Origin of the sequence: Pseudoalteromonas sp. SD03 (assembly GCF_040937955.1) — a bacterium.
Classification (GTDB): domain Bacteria; phylum Pseudomonadota; class Gammaproteobacteria; order Enterobacterales; family Alteromonadaceae; genus Pseudoalteromonas; species Pseudoalteromonas tetraodonis.
The window spans coordinates 477,427-498,409 of record NZ_CP162514.1 but is presented as its reverse complement, the minus strand read 5'-3'; the positions used below and the strand labels follow the sequence as shown (position 1 = coordinate 498,409).

Sequence of the window (20,983 nt, the reverse complement as noted above, 5' to 3'; positions counted from 1 at the left end):
GCTTCGATAAATTAAAAAAGCCTTGTGGTTAACGCTACAAGACTTTTTAATTTTAATTTACCCGCCGCCCGTAACCCTTTACCTTCAAGCTTTGTATTTATTCACTTCCTCTGCGCACTCTGTAATCTCTGTGGTAAATAAAATTACTAACAAACGCGGAATAAAACCGCTTTAAAAAGCATATGCACAAAGAGAAGTGAATGAGAAGAAAATGAGAAAGCACTAACCATTAGCCTGAGTGATTAATTGTTTTGTCACTTCCTCTAAAAGCGCAGCGTCTCTTAACCTCTTTGTGCATAATTTTATTACCTTTAACCACATTTGCGCGGCGTAAAGCCCCGCCTACAGGCTATTTTAATTTACCCGCGTCTCGCAGCCCGCCGCTCGTAACCTTTTGCCTTTCGCCTTTAACCTTTAACCTTTAAAAAGACGCGGGGTAAACCCGCTGCTACCAAATACAAACAAAAAAGCCGCTGTATCAAACAGCGGCTTTTAATATGATAGTCATTAATTAAAAACTAGTGTTCTTCATTAACGATATTGAGATTGTACTTAGGTATTTCAACCACTAAGTCTTCATCTCTAATAATTGCTTGGCAACCTAAGCGAGATTCAGGCTCTAAACCCCATGCTTTATCTAGCATGTCATCTTCTAGATCATCACTTTCATCTAATGAGTCAAAACCTTCACGGATCACTAAATGACACGTTGTACATGCACATGATTTTTCACAGGCATGAGGAATGCTAATGCCATTTTTAAGCGCGATATCAAGTACCGTTTCGCCAGCGGGCGCTTCTATTGCTGCACCGTCAGGACACAACTCCGGATGGGGAAGAAAAACAATTTGTGGCATTCTAATCTCTCTTATATATTGTCTACTGACTGACCCGTTAAGGCTTTTTTAATTGACGCGTCCATTCTGCGCGCGGCAAAATCACTGCTCGCATTATCCATTTTTTCAATGGCCGCTTTAATTTCGCTTGGCTCTTGCGCACTCTCGCGTACTTTCGCAAGTTCGCTTATTTCCACTTTTAGCGTCGCTAATTGCTCAGGCTCAAGTAAATCGCCATCAGCAGCTAATGAGGCTTCCATCGCTTCTATTACACGAAGCGCTTCAACTTGTTGCTCTTTAAGCATACGCGCTTGCATATCGCCTTTAGCGTTACTCATCGACTCTTTAAGCATATTAGCAACTTGGTCGTCAGACAAACCAAACGACGGTTTTACTTGTATTTCTGCTTGAACTCCCGTTGATTTTTCCATGGCTGATACGCTTAGTAAACCATCAGCGTCTACTTTAAAGGTAACGCGAATATGCGCCGCCCCCGCCGCCATAGGAGGAATACCTTTTAAGCTGAACTTTGCCAGCGATCGACAATCGTCAACCAGTTCACGTTCACCTTGTAATACATGCAACGACATGGCCGTTTGACCATCTTTAAACGTAGTAAATTCTTGCGCACGCGCAACCGGAATAGTGGTATTGCGTGGAATGATTTTTTCAACCAAGCCACCCATTGTTTCAAGGCCTAACGACAACGGTAACACATCAAGTAATAACATGTCTGAATCTGGCTTGTTACCAATTAATACGTCAGCTTGTAATGCTGCACCCAGTGCAACAACGCGATCAGGGTCAATTGAAGTCAGCGGCTGTTTATCAAAAAATTCACCGACTTGAGTACGCACTAATGGCATACGGGTTGAACCACCAACCATTACAACTTGTAATACTTCTTGGTTTTCAATACCGGCATCTTTTACTGCACGACGACATGAGCGGAGCGTTTTTTTGACCAGTGGCATAGCGAGCTCATTAAATTTTTCTCGCGTTACTTCAACCATGTATTTTTCATCGTCAAACTCAAGGCCGACATTCACTTTTTCGTATTGGCTGAGTGCTTCTTTACAGGCTTTGGCTTTATTAATGAATAAGCGTAATACCGAAGGAGATAAGCCTGTCACGCCGGTTTCTTGTTTTAGGTAATCAACTAATAATGAGTCAAAGTCGTCGCCGCCTAGGCTAGAATCGCCACCGGTGGCCAGCACTTCAAACACGCCTTTATTAAGACGCAGAATAGAGATATCAAAAGTACCGCCCCCTAAATCATAAACGGCGATAATACCTTCTTGCCCTGAATCTAAACCGTAAGCAACGGCAGCGGCAGTAGGCTCGTTTAGTAAGCGCAGTACATTAATACCGGCAAGCTCAGCCGCATCTTTGGTGCTTTGACGCTGTGCATCATCAAAATAAGCTGGTACCGTAATCACTGCCCCTAAAATATCTTGATTACCAAAGCTTTGCTCAGCGCGTACTTTTAAAGCATTTAAAATATGACTTGAGGCTTTAACTGGGCTGATTTTTCCCGCAGCCGTTTCGATAGCCAATGCACCATCATCATCGCAAAACTGATAAGGCAGTTGGCCATAGCTTTGTTCTATTTCGGTTTGCGTTTTACCTAAAAAGCGCTTCACTGAAATAAGCGTATTAACCGGATCGAGTGTAGCTGCTTGCATTGCATCATTACCCACGGTAATGCCGCCAGCTTGATAACGAACCACTGAGGGTAACATCGCTTCGCCTGACTCATCAGTAATAGTGCGTGCTTCGCCGCTTTGTACGGTTGCCACTAATGAATTTGTAGTGCCTAAATCAATTCCAATGGCTAATTTGTGTTCATGTGGTGCCGCGCTCTGCCCCGGCTCAGCAATTTGCAATAATGCCATAATGCTCTTTAAACTCGTGTTGCTCGCTTTGCAGCAAGTAATTAATCGTCAAATAAACTGTCTTCAATGCGTTCAAGTTCGTCTTGTAACTTATATACAAATTTTAATTTGCGAATGTTGTCAGCAGCGTGTTGATATTGTTGCTCATCGTTGCTTGCAAGTTGCTCAGCCAATTCGTTGCTATACTGGGCTTTTAATTGCTTTATTTGCGACTCAAAATTAGCAATAGCGATATCTGGATCACTTGCAGAGGGAAGTTCTTCAAGCTCTTCGCGCAGTTCCATTTGTTGCATCAAGAACATGGGATCTTGCAGTGTTTGCTGCTCAGCGCGAATATCAACGCCCAGCTCACTCAACATATATTCAGCACGTTTAACCGGATGCTTAAGTGTTTGTAATGCGTCGTTAATTTCAGCGGTACTTTGTACGGCCATTAATTTATCACGACTGCTGGCATTAGCATGACGATCAGGGTGTACAGCACGTTGAAGTTCTAAGTAGTGCTTGTTGATCATTGCTAAGTCAATATTGTAGTCAACCGGTATTGCAAATAACTCAAAATAACGCATAACTTCTCACAAATGACAAAGCCCTACATTAACTGGCAGGGCTTATTTATATCTTAAAACAAGTTTGAGCTTAAACTGTAAAGCTTTCGCCACAGCCACACTCATCAGCTTGGTTAGGGTTATTAAATTTAAACCCTTCATTTAAACCTTCTTTAGTGTAGTCGAGCTCGGTGCCGTCGATATAAACTAAGCTTTTAGCGTCAACAATTAAGGTAACGCCTTTGGCCGCAAATGTTTCATCGTCATCGTTTAGCTCATCAACAAACTCTAGAACATAAGCAAGACCTGAACAGCCCGTCGTTTTAATGCCAACTCGCAGGCCAATGCCTTTACCACGGTTTGCTAAAAATGATTGTACACGGTTTGCTGCCGCATCTGTCAATGTCACTGCCATGAATATCTCTTAGTTTGTATGTTTGCTTTTGTAATCTGCAATTGCTGCTTGAATTGCATCTTCGGCTAAAATTGAGCAGTGAATTTTCACTGGTGGTAATTCTAGCTCTGCGCTGATATCGGTATTTTTGATAGTCGCAGCTTCGTCTAATGTTTTGCCTTTAACCCACTCTGTTACCAGCGAAGATGAAGCAATTGCGCTACCACAGCCGTACGTTTTGAATTTTGCATCTTCAATAACGCCTTCCGCCGATACTTTAATTTGCAATTTCATTACGTCACCACATGCTGGTGCGCCTACCATACCCGTTGCCACTGACGGATCATTTTTGTCTAGAGCACCTACGTTACGTGGGTTTTCTACGTGGTCGATTACTTTATCACTGTAAGCCATAATTCTATCCTCACTACCTGCTAGGTATGGGCTCCACTAATTAGTGGTGCGCCCATTCAACTGAATCTAAATCAACACCTTCTTGGTGCATTTCCCAAAGAGGAGACATTTCACGTAAACGGCCAATCGAGTTTTTCATTAACTCAACGGTGTAATCAATCTCTTCTTCGGTGGTAAAACGGCCAATACTAAAACGAATCGAGCTGTGCGCTAGCTCGTCGTTGCGACCTAATGCACGTAATACGTAAGAAGGCTCTAAACTTGCAGATGTACAGGCTGAACCTGACGATACCGCAATATCTTTAACAGCCATTAATAACGACTCACCTTCAACAAAGTTAAAGCTAATGTTGACAATACCAGGTACTGATTGGTCTTGCGTGCCGTTAAAGTACACTTCGTCCATATCCGTTAAAATGCCGTCGATTAGGCGTTTACGCAACGCACTGATGTGTGCGTGATCTTTTTCAAAATCTTGTTTTGCAATTCTAAATGCTGCACCCATACCCACTAATTGATGAGTTGCTAATGTACCAGAACGCATGCCACGCTCATGGCCGCCACCGTGCATTTGTGCTTCTAAACGTGCACGTGGTTTACGACGAACATACAAAGCACCTACGCCTTTAGGGCCGTATACTTTGTGCGCCGAGAATGACATAAAATCTACTTTGGTTTGTTGCACATCGATTAAAACTTTACCCGCGCTTTGTGCCGCATCTACGTGGAACATAATTTTACGTTCGCGACACATTTCACCAATAGTATTGATGTCTTGGATTACACCTAGCTCGTTATTTACATGCATGATACTTACAAGCACGGTGTCGTCACGCATGGTGTCTGCTAATTTTTGCAGATCAAGTAGGCCGTTTTCTTCAACGTCCATGTAGGTTACTTCAAACCCTTGACGCTCAAGTTCACGACATGTGTCGATAACCGCTTTGTGTTCAGTTTTAGCGGTAATAACATGCTTACCTTTTTTCTTGTAAAACTGAGCTGCACCTTTAATAGCAAGGTTATTTGATTCTGTTGCACCCGATGTGAATACAATTTCACGTGGGTCTGCATTAATTAAATCAGCAATGTCAGTACGTGCTTGGTCAACGACTTCTTCAGCTTGCCAACCAAAACGGTGTGAACGCGATGCTGGATTACCAAAATTACCGTCCATAGTCAGGCACTGCATCATTTCTTTGGCAACTCGTTCGTCAACAGGCGTAGTTGCTGCGTAATCTAAATAAATCGGTAACTTCATTTCTCTCTCCGCTGCAGGTCAACCTTAAAGTTGACAGCTTACTTGAATATTTTCCAACTGCTTAATTGCATCATTAACGCTGTTTTCTTGGCGAAGAGCGACCGCTTTAACGTCCGACTTTTCAACCAGTTCAGCTAAGGTAATATTATTTAAAAATTCTTCAATTCGTGCGCTTAAGTCTGACCACAATGTATGGGTTAAACAACGCATACCACTTTGACAACCAGTATTGCTTCGCTGACACCGTGTAGCGTCAACAGATTCATCTACCGCATTGATAACATCGCCAACTGAAATTACGTCAGCCTCACGTCCTAGTAAATAGCCCCCACCAGGACCTCGAACAGAACTCACTAGCCCATTTTTACGTAAACGGGCAAATAATTGCTCAAGATAAGACAAAGAAATTTCTTGGCGCTGCGAAATATCTGCAAGCGCTACAGGGCCTATATTTGCATGTAGTGCAACATCCAGCATGGCTGTAACGGCGTATCTGCCTTTTGATGTTAACTTCATAACGCCCCCCGCACAAAAGAGTGCAAATTTTAATTACCAGAGTAGATTAGTCAAGTATTATCCTGATTGGCTAGCCTCGGATGCCAGCCGATAAACTTGCAATACCCGACTGTTTTGGTCAAGTATTGGGTCTATTGTAATTACCTGAGTAATTTAGTCAAGTATTAGTAGAGCAATAAAGGGCGCTATTTATAACTAATTGCTATTTTATAGACTTATTAATTGAGGTAAGAATACCTCGTAATATGTTCATTTCTGCATCTTCAGGGCGAGCACGATTAAACAAACGACGTAGCTTAGTCATTACCATGCCTGGGTGCTGCTTAATAATGAAGCCTGTTTTAAACAAAGTGTCTTCAAGATGTTCGTAAAACAATTCTGTTTGTTTAGACGATGGATATAGGGTGTCGTCTTCTTCTTGAACAGCCTTAGGTTGCTGATTTAAAAACGCCATACGCGTTTCATAACATAAGGTTTGCACAGCCATGGCTAAATTAAGTGAGCTGTATTCTGGGTTAGCAGGAATACACACATGGTAATTACACAGTTGTAATTCTTCATTAGTTAAGCCACTGTTTTCACGGCCAAACACAAGCGCTACAGGGCCGTTTACGGCTTCGCCAACAAGCTTTTCACCACATTCTCTCGGCTCTACCATAGGCCACGACAATGTACGCGAGCGGGCGCTAGTACCAATCGTTAATGCACAATCAGCAATCGCATCTGCAACGCTATCAACAATAACAGCATTACCTAGTACATCAGTCGCACCTGCAGCAAGCGCACTTGCATGACTGTCTATTTCACAGGCTGGATCAACAAGGTATAACTTTGATAATCCCATGGTTTTCATGGCGCGCGCCGCTGAACCAATGTTACCAGAGTGTGATGTGTTTACTAAAACGATGCGAATATCATCTAAGATCATTACAGTGCTACTTATCGAGTACAAAAAAATTGCGCAAATTCTAGCATGAAAACGCGCTGAGATCCTATATTCAATAGTCGAGATCTAAAAGATCAGTTCGGGGTTCGGGGTTCGGGGTTCGGGGTTCGGGGTTCGGGGTTCGGGGTTCGGGGTTCGGGGTTCGGGGTTCGGGGTTCGGGGTTCGGGGTTCGGGGTTCGGGGTTCGGGGTTCGGGGTTCGGGGTTCGGCAGGATTGTGTTTGGGATTAATTAAAAAGCAATTCGTCATTTATTTATTCATCACCTAACCCTGATCTGCTTTAATCAAACAGGACACTTTAATAATGGAATATAATCCAATTATTGAGGTGTTAAATGACAAAACGAACAAACAGAAGTTACACAGCAGAATTTAAACAAGAAGCTGTGGCATTGGTAACCGAGCAAGGTTACAGCGTACCCAAGGCAGCAGCGTCTTTAGGTATCACAGATAAATTACTTTATAACTGGAAAGCTAAAGTTGAAGCAGAACAATCTGGTGCCAGTTTGAATGCTGATGAGCGGGCTGAGCTGTTAAGGCTTCGCAAGGAAAATAAAGAGCTAAGGATGGAAAAAGAAATTTTAAAAAAGGCCAGCGCCCTCCTGCTAAAAGAAACCAAGTAACGTTTAAAACGATTAAGCAGTTATCCTCGGTGTTTCCCGTGGTTAAGCTCTGCAAAGTGATGAAAGTAAGCCGCAGTGCTTATTATGCTTGGCTTAAGCGGCCAGCAAAAGTAATTACTGTAGAGCAGCTTAATTTATATCGAAAGGCCAAGTATTTCTTCAAGAAAAGCAGAAATAGCTTAGGCTACCGAGAGCTTAGAAAGAAGTTACGCAGTGAGGGCTTTAGCGTCAGTGATTATGGCGTTCAGAAATTAATGGCAACACTTGGTTTAGTCGTTACTCAACGAGTGGCATACAAGGTAACAACCAAGCGTAAACACAGTGATGCCGTTGCTGATAATCTTTTGAATCAGAACTTTAATCCTGTTGCGCCAAATCAGGTGTGGGCTGGTGATGTGACTTATCTAAGAACTGGCGAAGGTTGGATGTATCTGGCTATCGTCATGGACTTATATTCACGTCGTATTGTTGGTTGGCATATTGATAAACGCATGACGACTGACTTTGTTAGCAAGGCGATGATGAAAGCTTATAACTTACGGCAGCCACCAAAAAGCTTGGTGTTTCACAGTGATAGAGGTTCACAGTACACCAGTAAACAATATCGACAATTACTATGGAGTTATGGCGTCAGAGCCAGTATGGGCGATGTCGGTGCGTGTTGGGATAATGCGGTTGTTGAACGATTCTTCGGCAGCTTAAAACATGATTGGCTGTTGAAAGTTCCGCAACCAACTCGTGAGCATATGAGAAATGATGTGGCAGCGTATATGCGCTATTACAACTTAGAGCGACTTCATACTGCTCATGGTGATCTATCGCCAGTAGAGTATGAGCAAAGTTCCTTAAAAAAGGTGTCCTGATTTAGTTGTGCAGAACAAAATCTGCTGCCATTACAGATGCAGAGCTGAGTGAGGCTGAAACGATTGCAGCAATAGCAAGTACGTGTTTTTTCATTTTCATTGTGTATCTCCTAAATTAATTATTTAGAAAGCTCTATAGTGAGCCCTCTTTTTTAAAGCAAGGAGATTATGTAAGGGTTTCCAAATGTTAAAAACGCTATTGTTGTTAAATCTATTTTGTTAAAAATGAAATAATAAAATTAAACTAATTCTTATTTACAGTGATTACATAAGCTTTAATTAGGTGTATTCACTATTATTTAATATGCTCGTTAATTGCAAAAAGTGAAAAAGAGTTTTGTGTTTTCAACTATCAATTATTCACGTTGTTTTAAATATAGTAGGCCACGTCATAGCAAATATGCTTTGCACCTCTAAAATTAAATACAAGGAAATAGCAATATGAAAGCACATAAAAAATTAAAAATAGCCACTGCTCTAAGTGCAGTACTTACACTTTCTGCTGGTGTTAACGCGGCCGATCAAGTACCTACTTCAAAGTGGGGGGCCGATGATGAAATTGGCGCAATGAATTACATTACTCCAAGCTCTGTATTAACAGCATCAAAATTAATAAAACAAGGTAAAGTGTACGGTTTAGGCATGGCGGTAAATAAAGATACCCCAGCGTTTCGTCACCGTTACTTTGAAGTTCATACGTCGCAGCCTGAACCTAAAACATTTGGTACAAATAAATTTACTTATGTCGATGACCAAATTATTGGCTGGACTGGTGTAGGCTCTCAAATTAATGGCCTAGCGCACTATGGCCGCGACAACGTTCATTATAACGGCCATAAAGTATCTGATTTTATGACTGTAACAGGCGTTAAAAAACTCGGTCTAGAGAAAGTCCCACCAATGGTTTCTCGTGGTGTATTATTAGACATGCGTCCTTATTTTAACCAAGATATAGTGAGCGAGGGCACCACCTTTAATAAAAAAGAAATTGACGCAGTAGCCAAACAACAAGGCGTAGATATTCAAAAAGGCGATGTTGTTTTATTTTGTACCGGTTGGTCTGACTTAATGGGTAAAGATAACGAACGTTACCTTGCGGGCGGCCCAGGTATTGGCGTTGAAGGTGGTAAGTACCTTGCCGAAAAAGGCGTTATTGCAGTAGGTGCCGATAACTGGTCATCTGAAGCCGTTCCGCATGAAGATCCTAGTCTTTCATTTCCTGTAAACCAAATGATGGCCACTAATTACGGCGTACACGTGCTTGAAAACATTTTGTGTGACGACCTAGCAAAAGATCAAGCCTGGGAATTTATGTTCGTACTTGGCCACCCTCTATACGAAGGCTCTACTCAGGTGCAAATTAACCCTGTCGCTATTTTGTAACACCCATTTAGACATAGTTTTTTAACGGCAAACGAGATGCAACCGCACCCTGTTTGCCGTTTTTTTGTGGCTTCCCTCCCCCATTTATACTAGCCAATACCCCATACTCTGAACCCGCATAAAACCTGCCGTTTTAACAGCTTTATTAAACCTACTACTGGGCCCCTTATTTTATTGAAAATAACAAGCCAACATTTTTACTTTTGCATTTTTAACAAAATTGTTTTGAGAAATACGCTGTGTTTCTTCTCCTTAAATTAGATGAAAATTACCCCACATTAATTATTGAGGAACTACAAATGCCTTTAGCATTATTGGCGCTTACACTCAGCGCATTCGCTATAGGAACAACTGAGTTTGTAATTGTTGGCTTAGTACCAACTATTGCAGCAGACTTGGGTGTTTCACTACCATCAGCAGGCTTATTAGTCAGCTTATACGCACTCGGTGTAGCTATTGGTGCGCCAGTGCTAACAGCATTAACCGGTCGTTGGAATCGTAAATCTGTTTTATTGGTTTTAATGGCTTTATTTGTCGCAGGAAACCTACTTGCTTGGCAAGCCCCAAGTTATGAAACCTTGATCGTGGCCCGGATCCTAACAGGGTTGGCTCATGGCGTGTTTTTCTCTATTGGTTCAACCATTGCAACGAGCTTAGTTGCTAAAGAAAAAGAAGCCAGCGCAATCGCAATCATGTTTACGGGCTTAACCGTAGCCTTAGTGACAGGTGTACCTTTAGGTACGTGGATTGGGCAAGAGCTGGGCTGGAGAGCAACATTTTTAATCGTTTCTATATTGGGCTTAATCGCACTCATTGGTAGCGCAATACTTGTACCATCAAACTTAAAAAAAGCGGTACCCGCAAAAATTTCAGAGCAACTAAAAGTACTAACACAGCCTAGATTACTTTTAGTGTACGCCATTACAGCTGTCGGCTATGGCGGCACGTTTGTGGCCTTTACCTATTTAGCCCCAATTTTAGAGCAGGTTTCTGGTTTCGAATCCAGTTCAATTGGCTTAATTATGCTTGTTTATGGAGTTTCAGTAGCAATAGGCAATATTTGGGGTGGAAAACTAGCTGACAGCATGGGGCCAGTAAAAGCGTTAACAGGTATTTTTAGCGCACTCGCTATCATTCTTTTTGTATTTACATTTACAGCTGGTAATCAAATTGGCGCTGTTTTAACACTACTTATCTGGGGCGCCTTCGCTTTTGGTAACGTACCAGGTCTGCAAGTCTATGTTGTGCAGCTAGCACAAAAACATACGCCTAATGCTGTAGATGTTGCATCAGGTTTAAATATAGCGGCCTTTAATGTCGGTATTGCAATTGGCTCAATCATTGGCGGTGTTGTTGTAGAAGACATGGAGTTAATGGACACCCCTTGGGTGGGCGCATCAATTGTTATATTTGCCATTGTATTAACACGACTATCGGGTTTTCTAGATTCACGCGAACAAGTGAAAGCTATTTAAATTTAATCCCGAATTTTTTCTTCGAAAGAGGCTGATTATGACTATTGATAAATTAAAAAACTTGGGCTTTTCAATTGGTGTTGAACTGCCACTAGACAATGACTGGTCAAGAGATGGCCAACAAAAACGAATTAAAGAAGGCAAGCCTTTTGGTGTGCCTGATATGTCACAGCATAAAGAGCGCATTATATTAGCCGATGAGCTTGGCTTTAGTACTGCATGGGTAAGAGACGTGCCACTGTACGACCCTAACTTTGGCGATGCTGCACAAGTATTTGAAGCGTTTACATACTTAGGCTACCTAGCGGGTATTACAAACAATATTTTACTAGGTACTGCGGCTATTGTTCTGCCATTAAGACAGCCTTGGCTTGTGAAAAAATCAGCGAACACAATGGCTGAGCTAAGCAACAACCGCTTAATTTTAGGTGTAGCAAGTGGTGATAGACCCTCAGAATATCCTTTATTTAATGTTGATTACGCCGCTCGTGGCCAGCTTTTTAGAGAAGCTATTGAGGTGTTAAGGGATGAGTCTGACTCTAAATTACAACCAGGGCAAAAAATATACCCTCAAGTAGCGCAATACCCTATTTACGCCGCAGGCCTTGCACAACAATCGCCGCAATTTATAGGTGAAAACCTCGATGGATGGTTAGCGTATCCAGGTACACCTGACGATCATGTAAAACGTGTAGCTCTATGGCGAAGCGTTGCAGGTGACAAACCTTATGTAAGCTTTATTCATTTAGATTTTGTAGACAACCCAGACGCACCCATTGAGAGACACCACTTTGGGGTTAGAACCGGAGTCAATGGCTTAATAAAAGAGCTAAACAGCATGAAGGCTGCTGGCGTAGATCATATTGGCCTTCATTTTAGACGCAATGAAATAAATATCGAACAAAGCATGGAAGACATAGCAAAAAATGTCTTACCCGTTTTTCATAAATAAAGGATAACTAATGAACATAAATTTAAACACTATGCCAAAATTAGGTATGGGTACTTTTCGCTTAGAAGACGAAGTGGCTTACAACTCTGTAAAAATGGCGTTAGAAGTTGGGTATAAGCATATAGATACTGCACAAATTTATGGCAACGAAGCGCAAGTAGGCCAAGCTATTAGCGACAGCGGCATACCTAGAGCCGATATTTTTATTACTACAAAAGTATGGAATGCTAACTTAAACAAAGCATCATTCATTGATAGTGTTAAAGAAAGCCTAAGTAAACTGCAAACTGATTATGTAGATTTGTTATTGATACACTGGCCATCTCCAGAGAACGATGAACCGATGGAAGAATATTTAGGTGAGCTAGTTAAAGCTAAAGAGCTAGGCCTTGCTAAAAATATTGGCGTATCAAATTTCACTATTGATTTGCTTAAACAGGCTATGACTATTTTGCCTAACGGTGAAATTTTTACTAACCAAGTAGAAGTACACCCTTACTTAACAAACGAGTCATTACGCGGATTTTGCAGTGAAAATAACATTCATGTGACAGGTTATATGCCATTTGCTGTTGGTAAAGTTCTCAAAGATAAAACCATTATTGAGATTGCCAATAGTCATAATAAGGCGCCTTCTGAGGTTGTTATTGCGTGGGCACTTGCGAATGGATTAACAACGATTCCTTCATCAACTAAAAGAAGTAATCTGATTACAAATTTAGCTGGCCCTGATTTAACACTTAGTGCTAAAGAAATAACCGCAATTGATCAATTAAATAAAAACGATCGCCAAGCATCACCTGACTTTTCTCCACAGTGGGATAACTAAAATGAACAGCTGCGATTTAGCGTGGCAGTTTGAAGAGGCAGGCTCACCCCTGCTTCTATCTTCAATTGCGCCACCTTTAAACATAAACGAAAATGAAATTGTTGTTTTAAATAAAGCAATGGGTATAAACCCTGTTGATTGGAAATTTATAAAAGCCAATCCACTAGCTTGGCCGCCCGGTTTTACACCCGGTGTGGATGGCGCTGGAATTGTTATTGAAACAGGCGCAAGCGTACCTAAAGAGTTTATAGGCAGCTCGGTTTGTTATCATCAATCGCTGCTTTTACCTGGCAGTTTTGCAACATACACAGTGTTAAAATTTCAACGAGTAATGAGACTCCCGCAAAGCTTTTCTTTATCTAAAGCTGCAAGCTTACCGTGCCCCATGCTCACTGCAATACAGGCATTTAATAAATTGCCAAGCATGCAAAATAAAAAGGTGTTGGTCTCTGGTTTTGGTGCAGTCACCAAAATCCTTATACAGCTGCTTCATAAAAATGGCGTTAAAATCGATTTACTCAGCCCAAGTGCGAATAAAACAGAGGCCTTATCACTTGGTGTAAATAAAGTACTAAGGGAGCAAAGCCAATGCCAGCAACAATACCACGCCGTATTTGATGCTAAAGGCCAACAAAGTGCTACTAAACTTGCATGCTACCTTAAAGCTAACGGCCACTTAGTCTGTATTCAGGATAGAATTGAGGAACCGCTGTTTCCTGCATTTACCAACTCAATCTCTTATCATGAAGTTGCTCTTGGCGCGTTGCACAACTATGGCGATGAGCAAGACTGGGCTGAACTCATAAAAGAGGGTGAGGCATTAATAAACCAGTTAGATAACCAAGGCCTAATCACTGATACACCGAAAGTATTTCCATTTGAAAAACTTAATGAGGCACTTATTTTTAGTGAACAATCAAACGCTAAAACCGTAGTTAGCCAAAGTGCGTTATAACGCTTGTTTATGGAGCTCGCTTTAAATCGCGAACTCCATAAATCACATCCAAACTAAGCCTAGTAATTTAAACTTTTTTATTCGCTTTCACATTTTGCGCTTGCTCAAATATTTCTTTGTACACTTCATCGCGGCTCATTGGTGGGTATTTAAATTTAGCGAGTATTAAAATCAGCTCTACTTTTAAAGCTGATTTAATATCGTCGCGGTGGTTCCAATCTACAAATTTTACCTTGTCGTCTACAATTACTTTTACCGCTTGGGCAAGCTCAATGAGCTTATCTTCGGGGTAGTCAAAGTCGTACTTAACCGCTAACATTTTTAGGGCGTCGTAAAAGCCTTTTTCTTCAATATCAATACCTAGCTCATCGCCGGCGTTCATTTCGTCGCGTACGCTGTAAATCATATCAACCATGCTTTCTATTAAGTTTAAAGCTGCTTTACAAAAACAACTGAGTATTAAGCCTCTCTTTAAGAAAGTTAATGAAAGAGCTAACACGACTAGACACTACGGAATTCTTGTAATATACAGCGTTAATTGATTGCATAGACTCAATTGTCACATCAGCAAAAAGTTGAACTAATTCTGAGTTTTGTCTTTCTGTTGCTGTCATAAAATCTGACAAACAAGCAATACCAACTCCATCTAGTGCAAGTTTTTTTACTGTTTCTCCGCTTGAGGCTTTTATATTAGTGTTCACATGAAATAGCTTTTTTTCGGAATCTAATATAGGCCAGTAGTTTAATTTTTCTAGATTGCTGAAACCAATTAGAGAATGGTTTTTTAAATCCTGGATTGAGGTTGGTACACCATGCCGGCTAAGGTAATTTGGGCTTGCTAAAATGCGTATTTGACTTTTGGCTATAAGCGCAGCGTGCAGTGTCGAATCTTGTAACTCACCAATACGAATTGCGACATCAGTGCGCTTTTCTAAAAGATCTATTACTTGATCATTATTGTTGAGCTCTAATTGTATGTGGGGATATTTGTGAACGAACTCTTTAATTAGAGGTGCGATAACATTTAGCATAAATGGTGTTGCTGCATCTACACGTAACCTACCTGAAGGCATCCCTTTTTTTAAAGCCAACATTTCTTCAGCCTCATTGATATCATCGAGGATTTTTCTAACTTTTTCTAGATAGGCTTGTCCTTCAATCGTTAGCTCCATTTTGCGTGTTGTTCTACTTATCAATGTTGTACCTAACTTTTCTTCAAGCCTAGATAAACTCCGGCTTACTGCAGAAACTGTTAAGTCTAACTTATCAGCGGCGTGACTAATGGTTCCACAATCAATTACCGCAACAAAGGTATTTAATTCGTCTAAAGTAGCTTTCATTGTTGATAATAATTCAAATATAATTTTACTTACTGTGCCTTAATGTAAATAAAATTACCAGCTAATATGTATGTCTTATTTATACTAAATAACTATACGAGGTAATGATTATGGCAGTACCATCTTTCGGAGTGGGTACATTTAGGTTAACAGGTGATGTTGTTATTGAATCAGTAAGCAATGCGATAGAGCTTGGCTACAGGGCTATTGACACCGCCCAAATATATCAGAATGAAAGTGATATTGGTAAAGCACTAAAACGTGCAGATATAAATAGGAGTGACTTATATATAACTACTAAAGTGTGGGTAGACAATTACGAAAGAGATAAGCTGATTCAAAGTGTCAAAGAGAGCATTACAAAACTCGGGGTTGAATATCTGGATCTTGTTCTTATTCATTGGCCAGCACCTACAAGCAACGTTGCAATTGAAGAGTACCTCTTAGCCTTAGCTGAAGCTAAACGTTTAGGATTAACAAAAGAAATTGGCGTATCAAATTTTACTATTGAACTTATCGATAAAGCTGTTGATATTTTGGGCGCAGAAAATATTGCTACAAACCAAATAGAACTAAGCCCTTACTTACAGAATAATAAGCTCGTAGATCATATGAAAACTTTAGGTATAAAGGTTACTTCATACATGACACTGGCATATGGCAGTGTATTAAATGACTCTACTATTAATGACTTAGCATCAGAGTTACAAATCACCCCCGCTCAGCTTACATTAGCTTGGGCATTACATAAGGGTTATGCCGTTATTCCATCTTCCACAAAACGAGAGAATTTAGCGAGTAACTTGCAGGCGCTGAAAATTGTTTTGGATGAGAAAACGGTTCAGCTCATTGATAACTTGGAAAGAGATGGCCGACTAGTTAACCCAGAAGGGCTAGCACCAGAGTGGGATATATAAGATGCAAAAAATTAAAACTCTTTCATTATCAATTTTAGTCAGTTTTAATGCTTTGGCTAATGATTGGACTTCCTCAGAATTTGGCCAGAACGATGAAATTGGAGCTGCTAATTTATTAACTTCAAGTTTAGTAAAGCAAGCGGTAGATCTCGTTAGCACTGGTAAAGTTTACTCTTTAGCTGTTCCCGTTAGTAAAGATTTACCCGCTTTTAGACATAGATCTTTCAATCTTTACAATGTACAACCTGAAGGTCAAGCAGGTAAAACATTGGGTGTAAATAAATTTACATTTAATGATGAGCTTGTAAATGGATGGACTGGAATTGGGACTCAGCTAAACGGTATTGGCCATATAGGTATTGATAATGTTTACTATAATGGTAATAAAGCTGAAGATTTTGTCACTGTTGAAGGTGTAACTAAATTAGGTATAGAAAAAGTACCACCTATAGTAACGCGAGGAGTCGTTTTAGATATGACATCTCACTTTAATACCCCGGTGGTTGATGGAGGTACTGTCATTACAGTTAAAGATATTAAAGCGGTACTAGCCAAGCAGAAGATAACTATCAATGAAGGCGATGTTGTTTTATTTAATACCGGATGGTTAAACCTTATTGGCAAAGATAATAAAAAATTTTTAGAGACTGAGCCTGGTATCGATATGGAAGCAGCTGCTTGGCTAGCTAATAAGAAGATTGTAGCGTTTGGTGGTGATACTTGGGCTTCTGAGGTTTACCCTAACCCTAAGGGGCTAGAATTTCCTGTCAATCAGTTCATGTTAGCTAAGAAAGGGATTTATAACCTTGAATTGATAGATACAAGAGAGCTACTAAAAGACGGTATTTTCGAATTTTTATTCGTACTTGGTCATCCTCTATATAAAGGATCGACCCAAGTTAATATAAACCCAATCGCTATAAGGTGAAATATATGTCAAAATTCTTTGCAGAAAAGTTCGTTACTGTCTCATATGACGGTTTAGTTGCTACAAATAAATATAATACTGATGCCTCTCAAGTTGAATATGAGATTATTGAAGGACCAGGTAAGGGCTCAAAGGGAAAATCTTCATGTGAGTGGAACGAGGTATCTGAAGGCGTATATTTAATCTCGTGGCAAGAAGATTCGGGAGCCACAGTGGTTCATTTAGATGACTTTAAAAAGGGTACATCAATGACTTTTTTCTCAACGGCTAATAATGAGTTTTATAGGCTTAAAGGTACACTCGTAGTGAAAGATAATGGCTTATCGAGCTAAGCTCGATAAGGACACATATTCTATTTAGATACTATGATTTTACCGAAGCTAAATAAACAGCCACATCTATTGATGTGGCTGTTTATTAATATTTTTTATATTTACTTTAACCTAGATGGCTAGCTATAGCTTCCATTCATTAAACTTTTAACCCTAAAATGTATGTCATCAATTGCTAACTATGGCTAGATTAAAAACAATGACAATTATTTTCTTTAAGGAATCTCTATCTTAAATTTGAGATATGTAGTTAAAAGTATACGTGCTAGCGTACCAGTAGCTATAAAAGCTAAATTCTATATTAAACGGTGCCATTACAATGCTAGATCTAAAGCAACTTCATTATTTTATAACTGTGGCAGAATTAGAACATGTCGGCAAAGCCGCAGAAGTGCTGTTCATATCTCAGTCCCCATTAAGCAGACAAATATCTCAATTAGAAGATAGACTTGGCTTAATATTATTCGAAAGAAAAGCAAAGCGAATAATTCTGACAACAGACGGACATACTTTCCTTAAAGAGGCAAAAGCTCTTTTAACACATGCTACTCGTTTAGAGTCACTAGGAAAACGGTTGGGAAAAGGTGAAGAGGGTGGACTATGTATCGGGTACGTTAATAGCGCAATGTTCTCAAATATATTGCCGTCTAAGCTTCGAGAGTTAAGAAAAACGAAACCGAAAATTCATACAGCTTTATACCACTTGAAAAGTGACAAGCAATTCGAAGGGTTGATTCAAAGAAGTCTTGATATTGCAATTGTAGATGAGCTGTTAGAAAAACATACCACTATTAAATTTTCAAAAATTTATGAAGATCCAATGGTACTTGTTGTTGCTGACGACCATCATTTTACCAAAAAAGAAACTATTACCGAGGTAGATCTAAGCGAGGAGCTTTGGCTGACAGTAAAAGGTCCGTACAAAAAAGGCTTTATCAATGAGTGCGCTAAGAAAGGGTTTTCTCCTAATATCTTGATCGAAGTAGATGATCCTGTCAGTGCCCTTGGCTTGGTTGCTGCTGGCAATGGGATTACAATGATTCAGGAGAGCTTGAAACAACAACTACCAAAGAATGTAGTAACTATTAAACTCAATGCACTAAATTTCTCTATTACTCTATGGGTCGCTTGGCATGCTGAAATACTGAGACCGATAGTAAGAGAATTTAGAGAGCAACTAATGAGTTAGCTATACCGTACAACCTTAGCCTTCAACTATTGAAACATTAAAAACCCCAATACAAGATGAATGTACTGGGGTTAGTGATTTCTTAGACGAAATTATTGCTTAACTCCTTTAGACCGTCTGAATATATAGTAGTAAACAGTTCAATCACATCAGAATCTTTTACGCTGTCGTCAGCCATGAATGAACCAAACCACGTTACTTGGCAGCTTTTATCATCTATAGCTTTTACACTTATAGTTGAAAGGTAGCTACTCACTGGAAATGGCGCGTTAATAATTGAATAGCTGTAAAACGTTTTATCTTCGCTAAAGCCTTCTAACCTTTCAATGATTTTATCACCTTTATGGCTTTGCAATGTTCGAACTCTACCACCTTCAGAAAGCTTACTTTCCCGAATGAACGGTAACCAATCTGGCAGGCTATTAAATCCACCAATTAGCTCCCATACATCGTTAGAGGGAGCTATTATTACAGTTTGAGCTTGAGCTTTTAGCATGTCGTTTTCCCTACTTAGTTGGTGTTGGAGCGAGTTCAGAAATAACACCCTCACGCTTTAATTCAAGCCATAGTTCATGAGGCACTTTTTCTTCTAAGGCTGAGATATCTTCAGCAATTCTAGAAGGTTTACTTGCACCAGGAATAACTGAGCTAACCGCATCATTGGCTAATACAAACTGGAGTGCTACAGCTTTAATACTGACCGAAAATTTCTCGCAAACTGCTTTTATTTTAGCTACTTTGTTAACAATATGAGTAGGAGCTTTTTGATATTCGAAATTAGACCCCCCTGCTAAAATGCCGGAGCTATATGGACCTCCGACAATAATATCAACTTTTTGTGCTGCGGCTTTAGGCATCAGACGTTGTAGTGCCAATTCATGATCTAACAGTGTATACCTTCCTGCTAGTAAAAATGCATCAGGTTTATCTTCTTCAAGATTTAAAGCAAGTTCAATTGGTTCAACTTTATTTACACCTAAACCCCAAGATTTAATAACACCTTCTTTTTTTAAATCAGCTAATACTTTAAATGCCCCATTTCTGGCCTCTTCAAATTTAGCTAACCAATTGTCGCCATAAAAGTCTTGTGCAATATCATGTACATAGACAATATCTAAGCTATCTGTGTCTAATCGTTTTAAGCTATCTTCAATAGATCTTAAAGTTGCACTAGCAGTATAATCATTAACAACTCTATTCTTCCTTCCATGCTCAAATAAAGCGCCTTTTTCACCGAACTCTTGAGACTCAACCTCCTCATCGAGGATAATACGACCAACCTTTGAACTTAATGTATATTCATCACGATTATAGTTTTTAAGCACTTGTCCCAATCTTATTTCTGCTAAACCAGCGCCATAAAATGGTGCTGTATCGAAATAACGGATACCCTGATTCCAAGCTTCTGTTATAGTGGCTAATGCCTCTTCCTCCGGTATATTTCTAAACATATTGCCTAAAGGAGCAGTTCCAAAACCTAACTTTTGATTTTCTAACAATTTACTTTTCATACTTAAACCTAATTTATTACTAAGAAGTAAGGCGATCATACAGCTCCCCAATTTGGTGTCTAAGACTTAATTGGCGCTAGTTGAGTCCTTACTTGCATTAATTAAATAGGGTCCATAGGAAAGTAGAGATGATCAGACGACGGACTAATATATTTTGTAGGATCCCTATTTACCGTAGATAGTGTAAATTAAGACTTGCTCTTTTATTCCACCTAACCAGAACTTAGGTTATACAGTTTATTTTACTATTTCGAACTTTCGACCTGTGAGCATATGTTCAGGATCTAATGCATTTGGGTTGTATGATGAGCTTTTGATTACCCCATAAATTTCAATATCTTTAATGTCTTGTTTAAAAGGATTTTTTGATTTTAGTTTTTCCTTATCATTAAAAAAATCAAACTTGTCATAAGCAGTAATAAAATGTTTATTTTCAAGATACTCATTACAACTTAGTGCTAATTTTAAAGCCTCCAACAGTAGATGTTTAAGAGCTCGATTCTCACCTCGACATGCAGCAAACAACGCTATTGTGGTATTTTTACTTTCAAGCTTAGGAGGTACATCAAATGGCATTTTCTTAGCTAACCCCATCAAATATTGGCGAAAGTACTTGCTGTCATTTTTTAGGCTAAAGTATTCAAGTTTTCTTTTTCTAACTAAGCGAGAAGCCCATTGAGGTTCTTCAGCTATTTTTGCAGCCCAAGGCATACCAACCAGTACTATTGGCACTTTGGCTTCTTCACTAATAAACTTTAACCCATTTGCAATTTGTTGTCGTTCTTGTACGCTTTTAAACTCTATTAACTCCTGAAACTCATTAATGATGAGTAGCTCTACTTGAGCTTTAATTATGTCAAACTATGGTTGCAGCGACAC

At 39.8% G+C, this 20,983-nt stretch carries 23 protein-coding genes; 10 read left to right on the top strand and 13 right to left on the bottom strand.

All coding sequences use genetic code 11. From position 1 onward, the window contains the following. Positions 1 to 518: 518 nt before the first annotated feature. From fdx to trmJ, 8 genes are all read right to left on the bottom strand, one after another. On the bottom strand, positions 519 to 857 hold the full coding sequence (gene fdx / locus ABZP26_RS02395) for an ISC system 2Fe-2S type ferredoxin (protein WP_008113929.1): 339 nt from the start codon (positions 855 to 857) through the stop codon (positions 519 to 521). An 11-nt stretch (positions 858 to 868) separates the two neighbouring features. Further along, positions 869 to 2,731, bottom strand: coding sequence for a Fe-S protein assembly chaperone HscA (gene hscA, locus ABZP26_RS02390; RefSeq protein WP_024602640.1), 1,863 nt, complete (start codon positions 2,729 to 2,731; stop codon positions 869 to 871). A 41-nt stretch (positions 2,732 to 2,772) separates the two neighbouring features. Further along, positions 2,773 to 3,300: a co-chaperone HscB gene (hscB, locus tag ABZP26_RS02385; RefSeq protein WP_008113925.1), complete on the bottom strand. Its 528-nt coding sequence runs from the start codon at positions 3,298 to 3,300 to the stop codon at positions 2,773 to 2,775. 70 nt (positions 3,301 to 3,370) lie between these two features. Further along, on the bottom strand, positions 3,371 to 3,694 hold the full coding sequence (gene iscA, locus ABZP26_RS02380) for an iron-sulfur cluster assembly protein IscA (protein ID WP_008113924.1): 324 nt from the start codon (positions 3,692 to 3,694) through the stop codon (positions 3,371 to 3,373). Between the two features lie 9 nt (positions 3,695 to 3,703). Further along, complete coding sequence (gene iscU / locus ABZP26_RS02375; RefSeq protein WP_008113923.1) at positions 3,704 to 4,087, bottom strand: Fe-S cluster assembly scaffold IscU; 384 nt, start codon at positions 4,085 to 4,087, stop codon at positions 3,704 to 3,706. 40 nt (positions 4,088 to 4,127) lie between these two features. After that, the gene (locus ABZP26_RS02370) at positions 4,128 to 5,345 is read right to left on the bottom strand and encodes an IscS subfamily cysteine desulfurase (protein WP_008113922.1); all 1,218 of its coding nucleotides are present in this window, start codon (positions 5,343 to 5,345) and stop codon (positions 4,128 to 4,130) included. A gap of 24 nt (positions 5,346 to 5,369) precedes the next feature. Then, complete coding sequence (iscR, locus tag ABZP26_RS02365) at positions 5,370 to 5,861, bottom strand: Fe-S cluster assembly transcriptional regulator IscR (protein ID WP_008113921.1); 492 nt, start codon at positions 5,859 to 5,861, stop codon at positions 5,370 to 5,372. A 202-nt stretch (positions 5,862 to 6,063) separates the two neighbouring features. After that, positions 6,064 to 6,789, bottom strand: a complete 726-nt coding sequence (gene trmJ / locus ABZP26_RS02360; RefSeq protein WP_013463999.1) for a tRNA (cytosine(32)/uridine(32)-2'-O)-methyltransferase TrmJ — start codon at positions 6,787 to 6,789, stop codon at positions 6,064 to 6,066. Positions 6,790 to 7,142: 353 nt separating this feature from the next. Between trmJ and ABZP26_RS02355 the strand changes: the two genes are divergently transcribed. The 6 genes from ABZP26_RS02355 to ABZP26_RS02330 all read left to right on the top strand — a co-directional run bounded on the left by ABZP26_RS02355 (position 7,143) and on the right by ABZP26_RS02330 (position 13,887). Next, positions 7,143 to 8,293, top strand: a protein-coding gene (locus ABZP26_RS02355; protein WP_086008873.1) for an IS3 family transposase whose coding sequence is annotated in 2 segments (ribosomal slippage) — positions 7,143 to 7,413 and positions 7,413 to 8,293 — 1,152 coding nt in all. Because the reading frame shifts where the segments join, the coding sequence is not laid out codon by codon here. A 441-nt stretch (positions 8,294 to 8,734) separates the two neighbouring features. Further along, the gene (locus ABZP26_RS02350) at positions 8,735 to 9,676 is read left to right on the top strand and encodes a cyclase family protein (protein ID WP_016899548.1); all 942 of its coding nucleotides are present in this window, start codon (positions 8,735 to 8,737) and stop codon (positions 9,674 to 9,676) included. Positions 9,677 to 9,975: 299 nt separating this feature from the next. Further along, positions 9,976 to 11,151, top strand: a complete 1,176-nt coding sequence (locus ABZP26_RS02345) for an MFS transporter (RefSeq protein ID WP_029609933.1) — start codon at positions 9,976 to 9,978, stop codon at positions 11,149 to 11,151. A 37-nt stretch (positions 11,152 to 11,188) separates the two neighbouring features. Next, positions 11,189 to 12,103, top strand: a complete 915-nt coding sequence (locus tag ABZP26_RS02340) for a TIGR03571 family LLM class oxidoreductase (protein WP_016899546.1) — start codon at positions 11,189 to 11,191, stop codon at positions 12,101 to 12,103. Positions 12,104 to 12,113: 10 nt separating this feature from the next. Next, on the top strand, positions 12,114 to 12,932 hold the full coding sequence (gene dkgB / locus ABZP26_RS02335) for a 2,5-didehydrogluconate reductase DkgB (RefSeq protein WP_016899545.1): 819 nt from the start codon (positions 12,114 to 12,116) through the stop codon (positions 12,930 to 12,932). A gap of 1 nt (position 12,933) precedes the next feature. Beyond that, the gene (locus ABZP26_RS02330) at positions 12,934 to 13,887 is read left to right on the top strand and encodes an alcohol dehydrogenase catalytic domain-containing protein (protein WP_016899544.1); all 954 of its coding nucleotides are present in this window, start codon (positions 12,934 to 12,936) and stop codon (positions 13,885 to 13,887) included. Positions 13,888 to 13,954: 67 nt separating this feature from the next. On the opposite strand, the gene ABZP26_RS02325 is transcribed toward ABZP26_RS02330, so the two are convergent. Continuing rightward, a complete protein-coding gene (locus ABZP26_RS02325) occupies positions 13,955 to 14,386 on the bottom strand; it encodes a DUF3387 domain-containing protein (protein ID WP_257720498.1) in 432 nt (143 codons plus the stop codon). Then, positions 14,328 to 15,227 carry a LysR family transcriptional regulator gene (locus ABZP26_RS02320; protein WP_016899542.1) on the bottom strand — a complete coding sequence of 300 codons (900 nt, stop codon included), beginning with the start codon at positions 15,225 to 15,227 and terminating at the stop codon, positions 14,328 to 14,330. The genes ABZP26_RS02325 and ABZP26_RS02320 overlap by 59 nt, the downstream gene beginning before the upstream one ends. A 110-nt stretch (positions 15,228 to 15,337) precedes the next feature. On the opposite strand from ABZP26_RS02320, the gene dkgB (ABZP26_RS02315) reads away from it, so the two are divergent. The 4 genes from dkgB (ABZP26_RS02315) (at position 15,338) to ABZP26_RS02300 (ending at position 18,593) form a co-directional block, all read left to right on the top strand. Further along, a complete protein-coding gene (gene dkgB / locus ABZP26_RS02315) occupies positions 15,338 to 16,144 on the top strand; it encodes a 2,5-didehydrogluconate reductase DkgB (protein ID WP_029609932.1) in 807 nt (268 codons plus the stop codon). Position 16,145: 1 nt separating this feature from the next. Continuing rightward, positions 16,146 to 17,072, top strand: coding sequence for a cyclase family protein (locus ABZP26_RS02310; protein WP_016899540.1), 927 nt, complete (start codon positions 16,146 to 16,148; stop codon positions 17,070 to 17,072). 5 nt (positions 17,073 to 17,077) lie between these two features. After that, complete coding sequence (locus ABZP26_RS02305; RefSeq protein ID WP_016899539.1) at positions 17,078 to 17,404, top strand: hypothetical protein; 327 nt, start codon at positions 17,078 to 17,080, stop codon at positions 17,402 to 17,404. Positions 17,405 to 17,723: 319 nt separating this feature from the next. Continuing rightward, positions 17,724 to 18,593 (top strand): LysR family transcriptional regulator, encoded by an 870-nt coding sequence (locus tag ABZP26_RS02300; RefSeq protein WP_016899538.1) that lies wholly within the window; start codon positions 17,724 to 17,726, stop codon positions 18,591 to 18,593. Between the two features lie 82 nt (positions 18,594 to 18,675). On the opposite strand, the gene ABZP26_RS02295 is transcribed toward ABZP26_RS02300, so the two are convergent. The 3 genes from ABZP26_RS02295 to ABZP26_RS02285 all read right to left on the bottom strand — a co-directional run bounded on the left by ABZP26_RS02295 (position 18,676) and on the right by ABZP26_RS02285 (position 20,956). Continuing rightward, positions 18,676 to 19,089 (bottom strand): SRPBCC family protein, encoded by a 414-nt coding sequence (locus tag ABZP26_RS02295; RefSeq protein ID WP_058154126.1) that lies wholly within the window; start codon positions 19,087 to 19,089, stop codon positions 18,676 to 18,678. Positions 19,090 to 19,099: 10 nt separating this feature from the next. Continuing rightward, on the bottom strand, positions 19,100 to 20,143 hold the full coding sequence (locus tag ABZP26_RS02290; RefSeq protein WP_016900269.1) for an aldo/keto reductase: 1,044 nt from the start codon (positions 20,141 to 20,143) through the stop codon (positions 19,100 to 19,102). A gap of 198 nt (positions 20,144 to 20,341) precedes the next feature. Beyond that, a complete protein-coding gene (locus tag ABZP26_RS02285; RefSeq protein ID WP_273180574.1) occupies positions 20,342 to 20,956 on the bottom strand; it encodes a TniB family NTP-binding protein in 615 nt (204 codons plus the stop codon). Positions 20,957 to 20,983 lie beyond the last annotated feature (27 nt).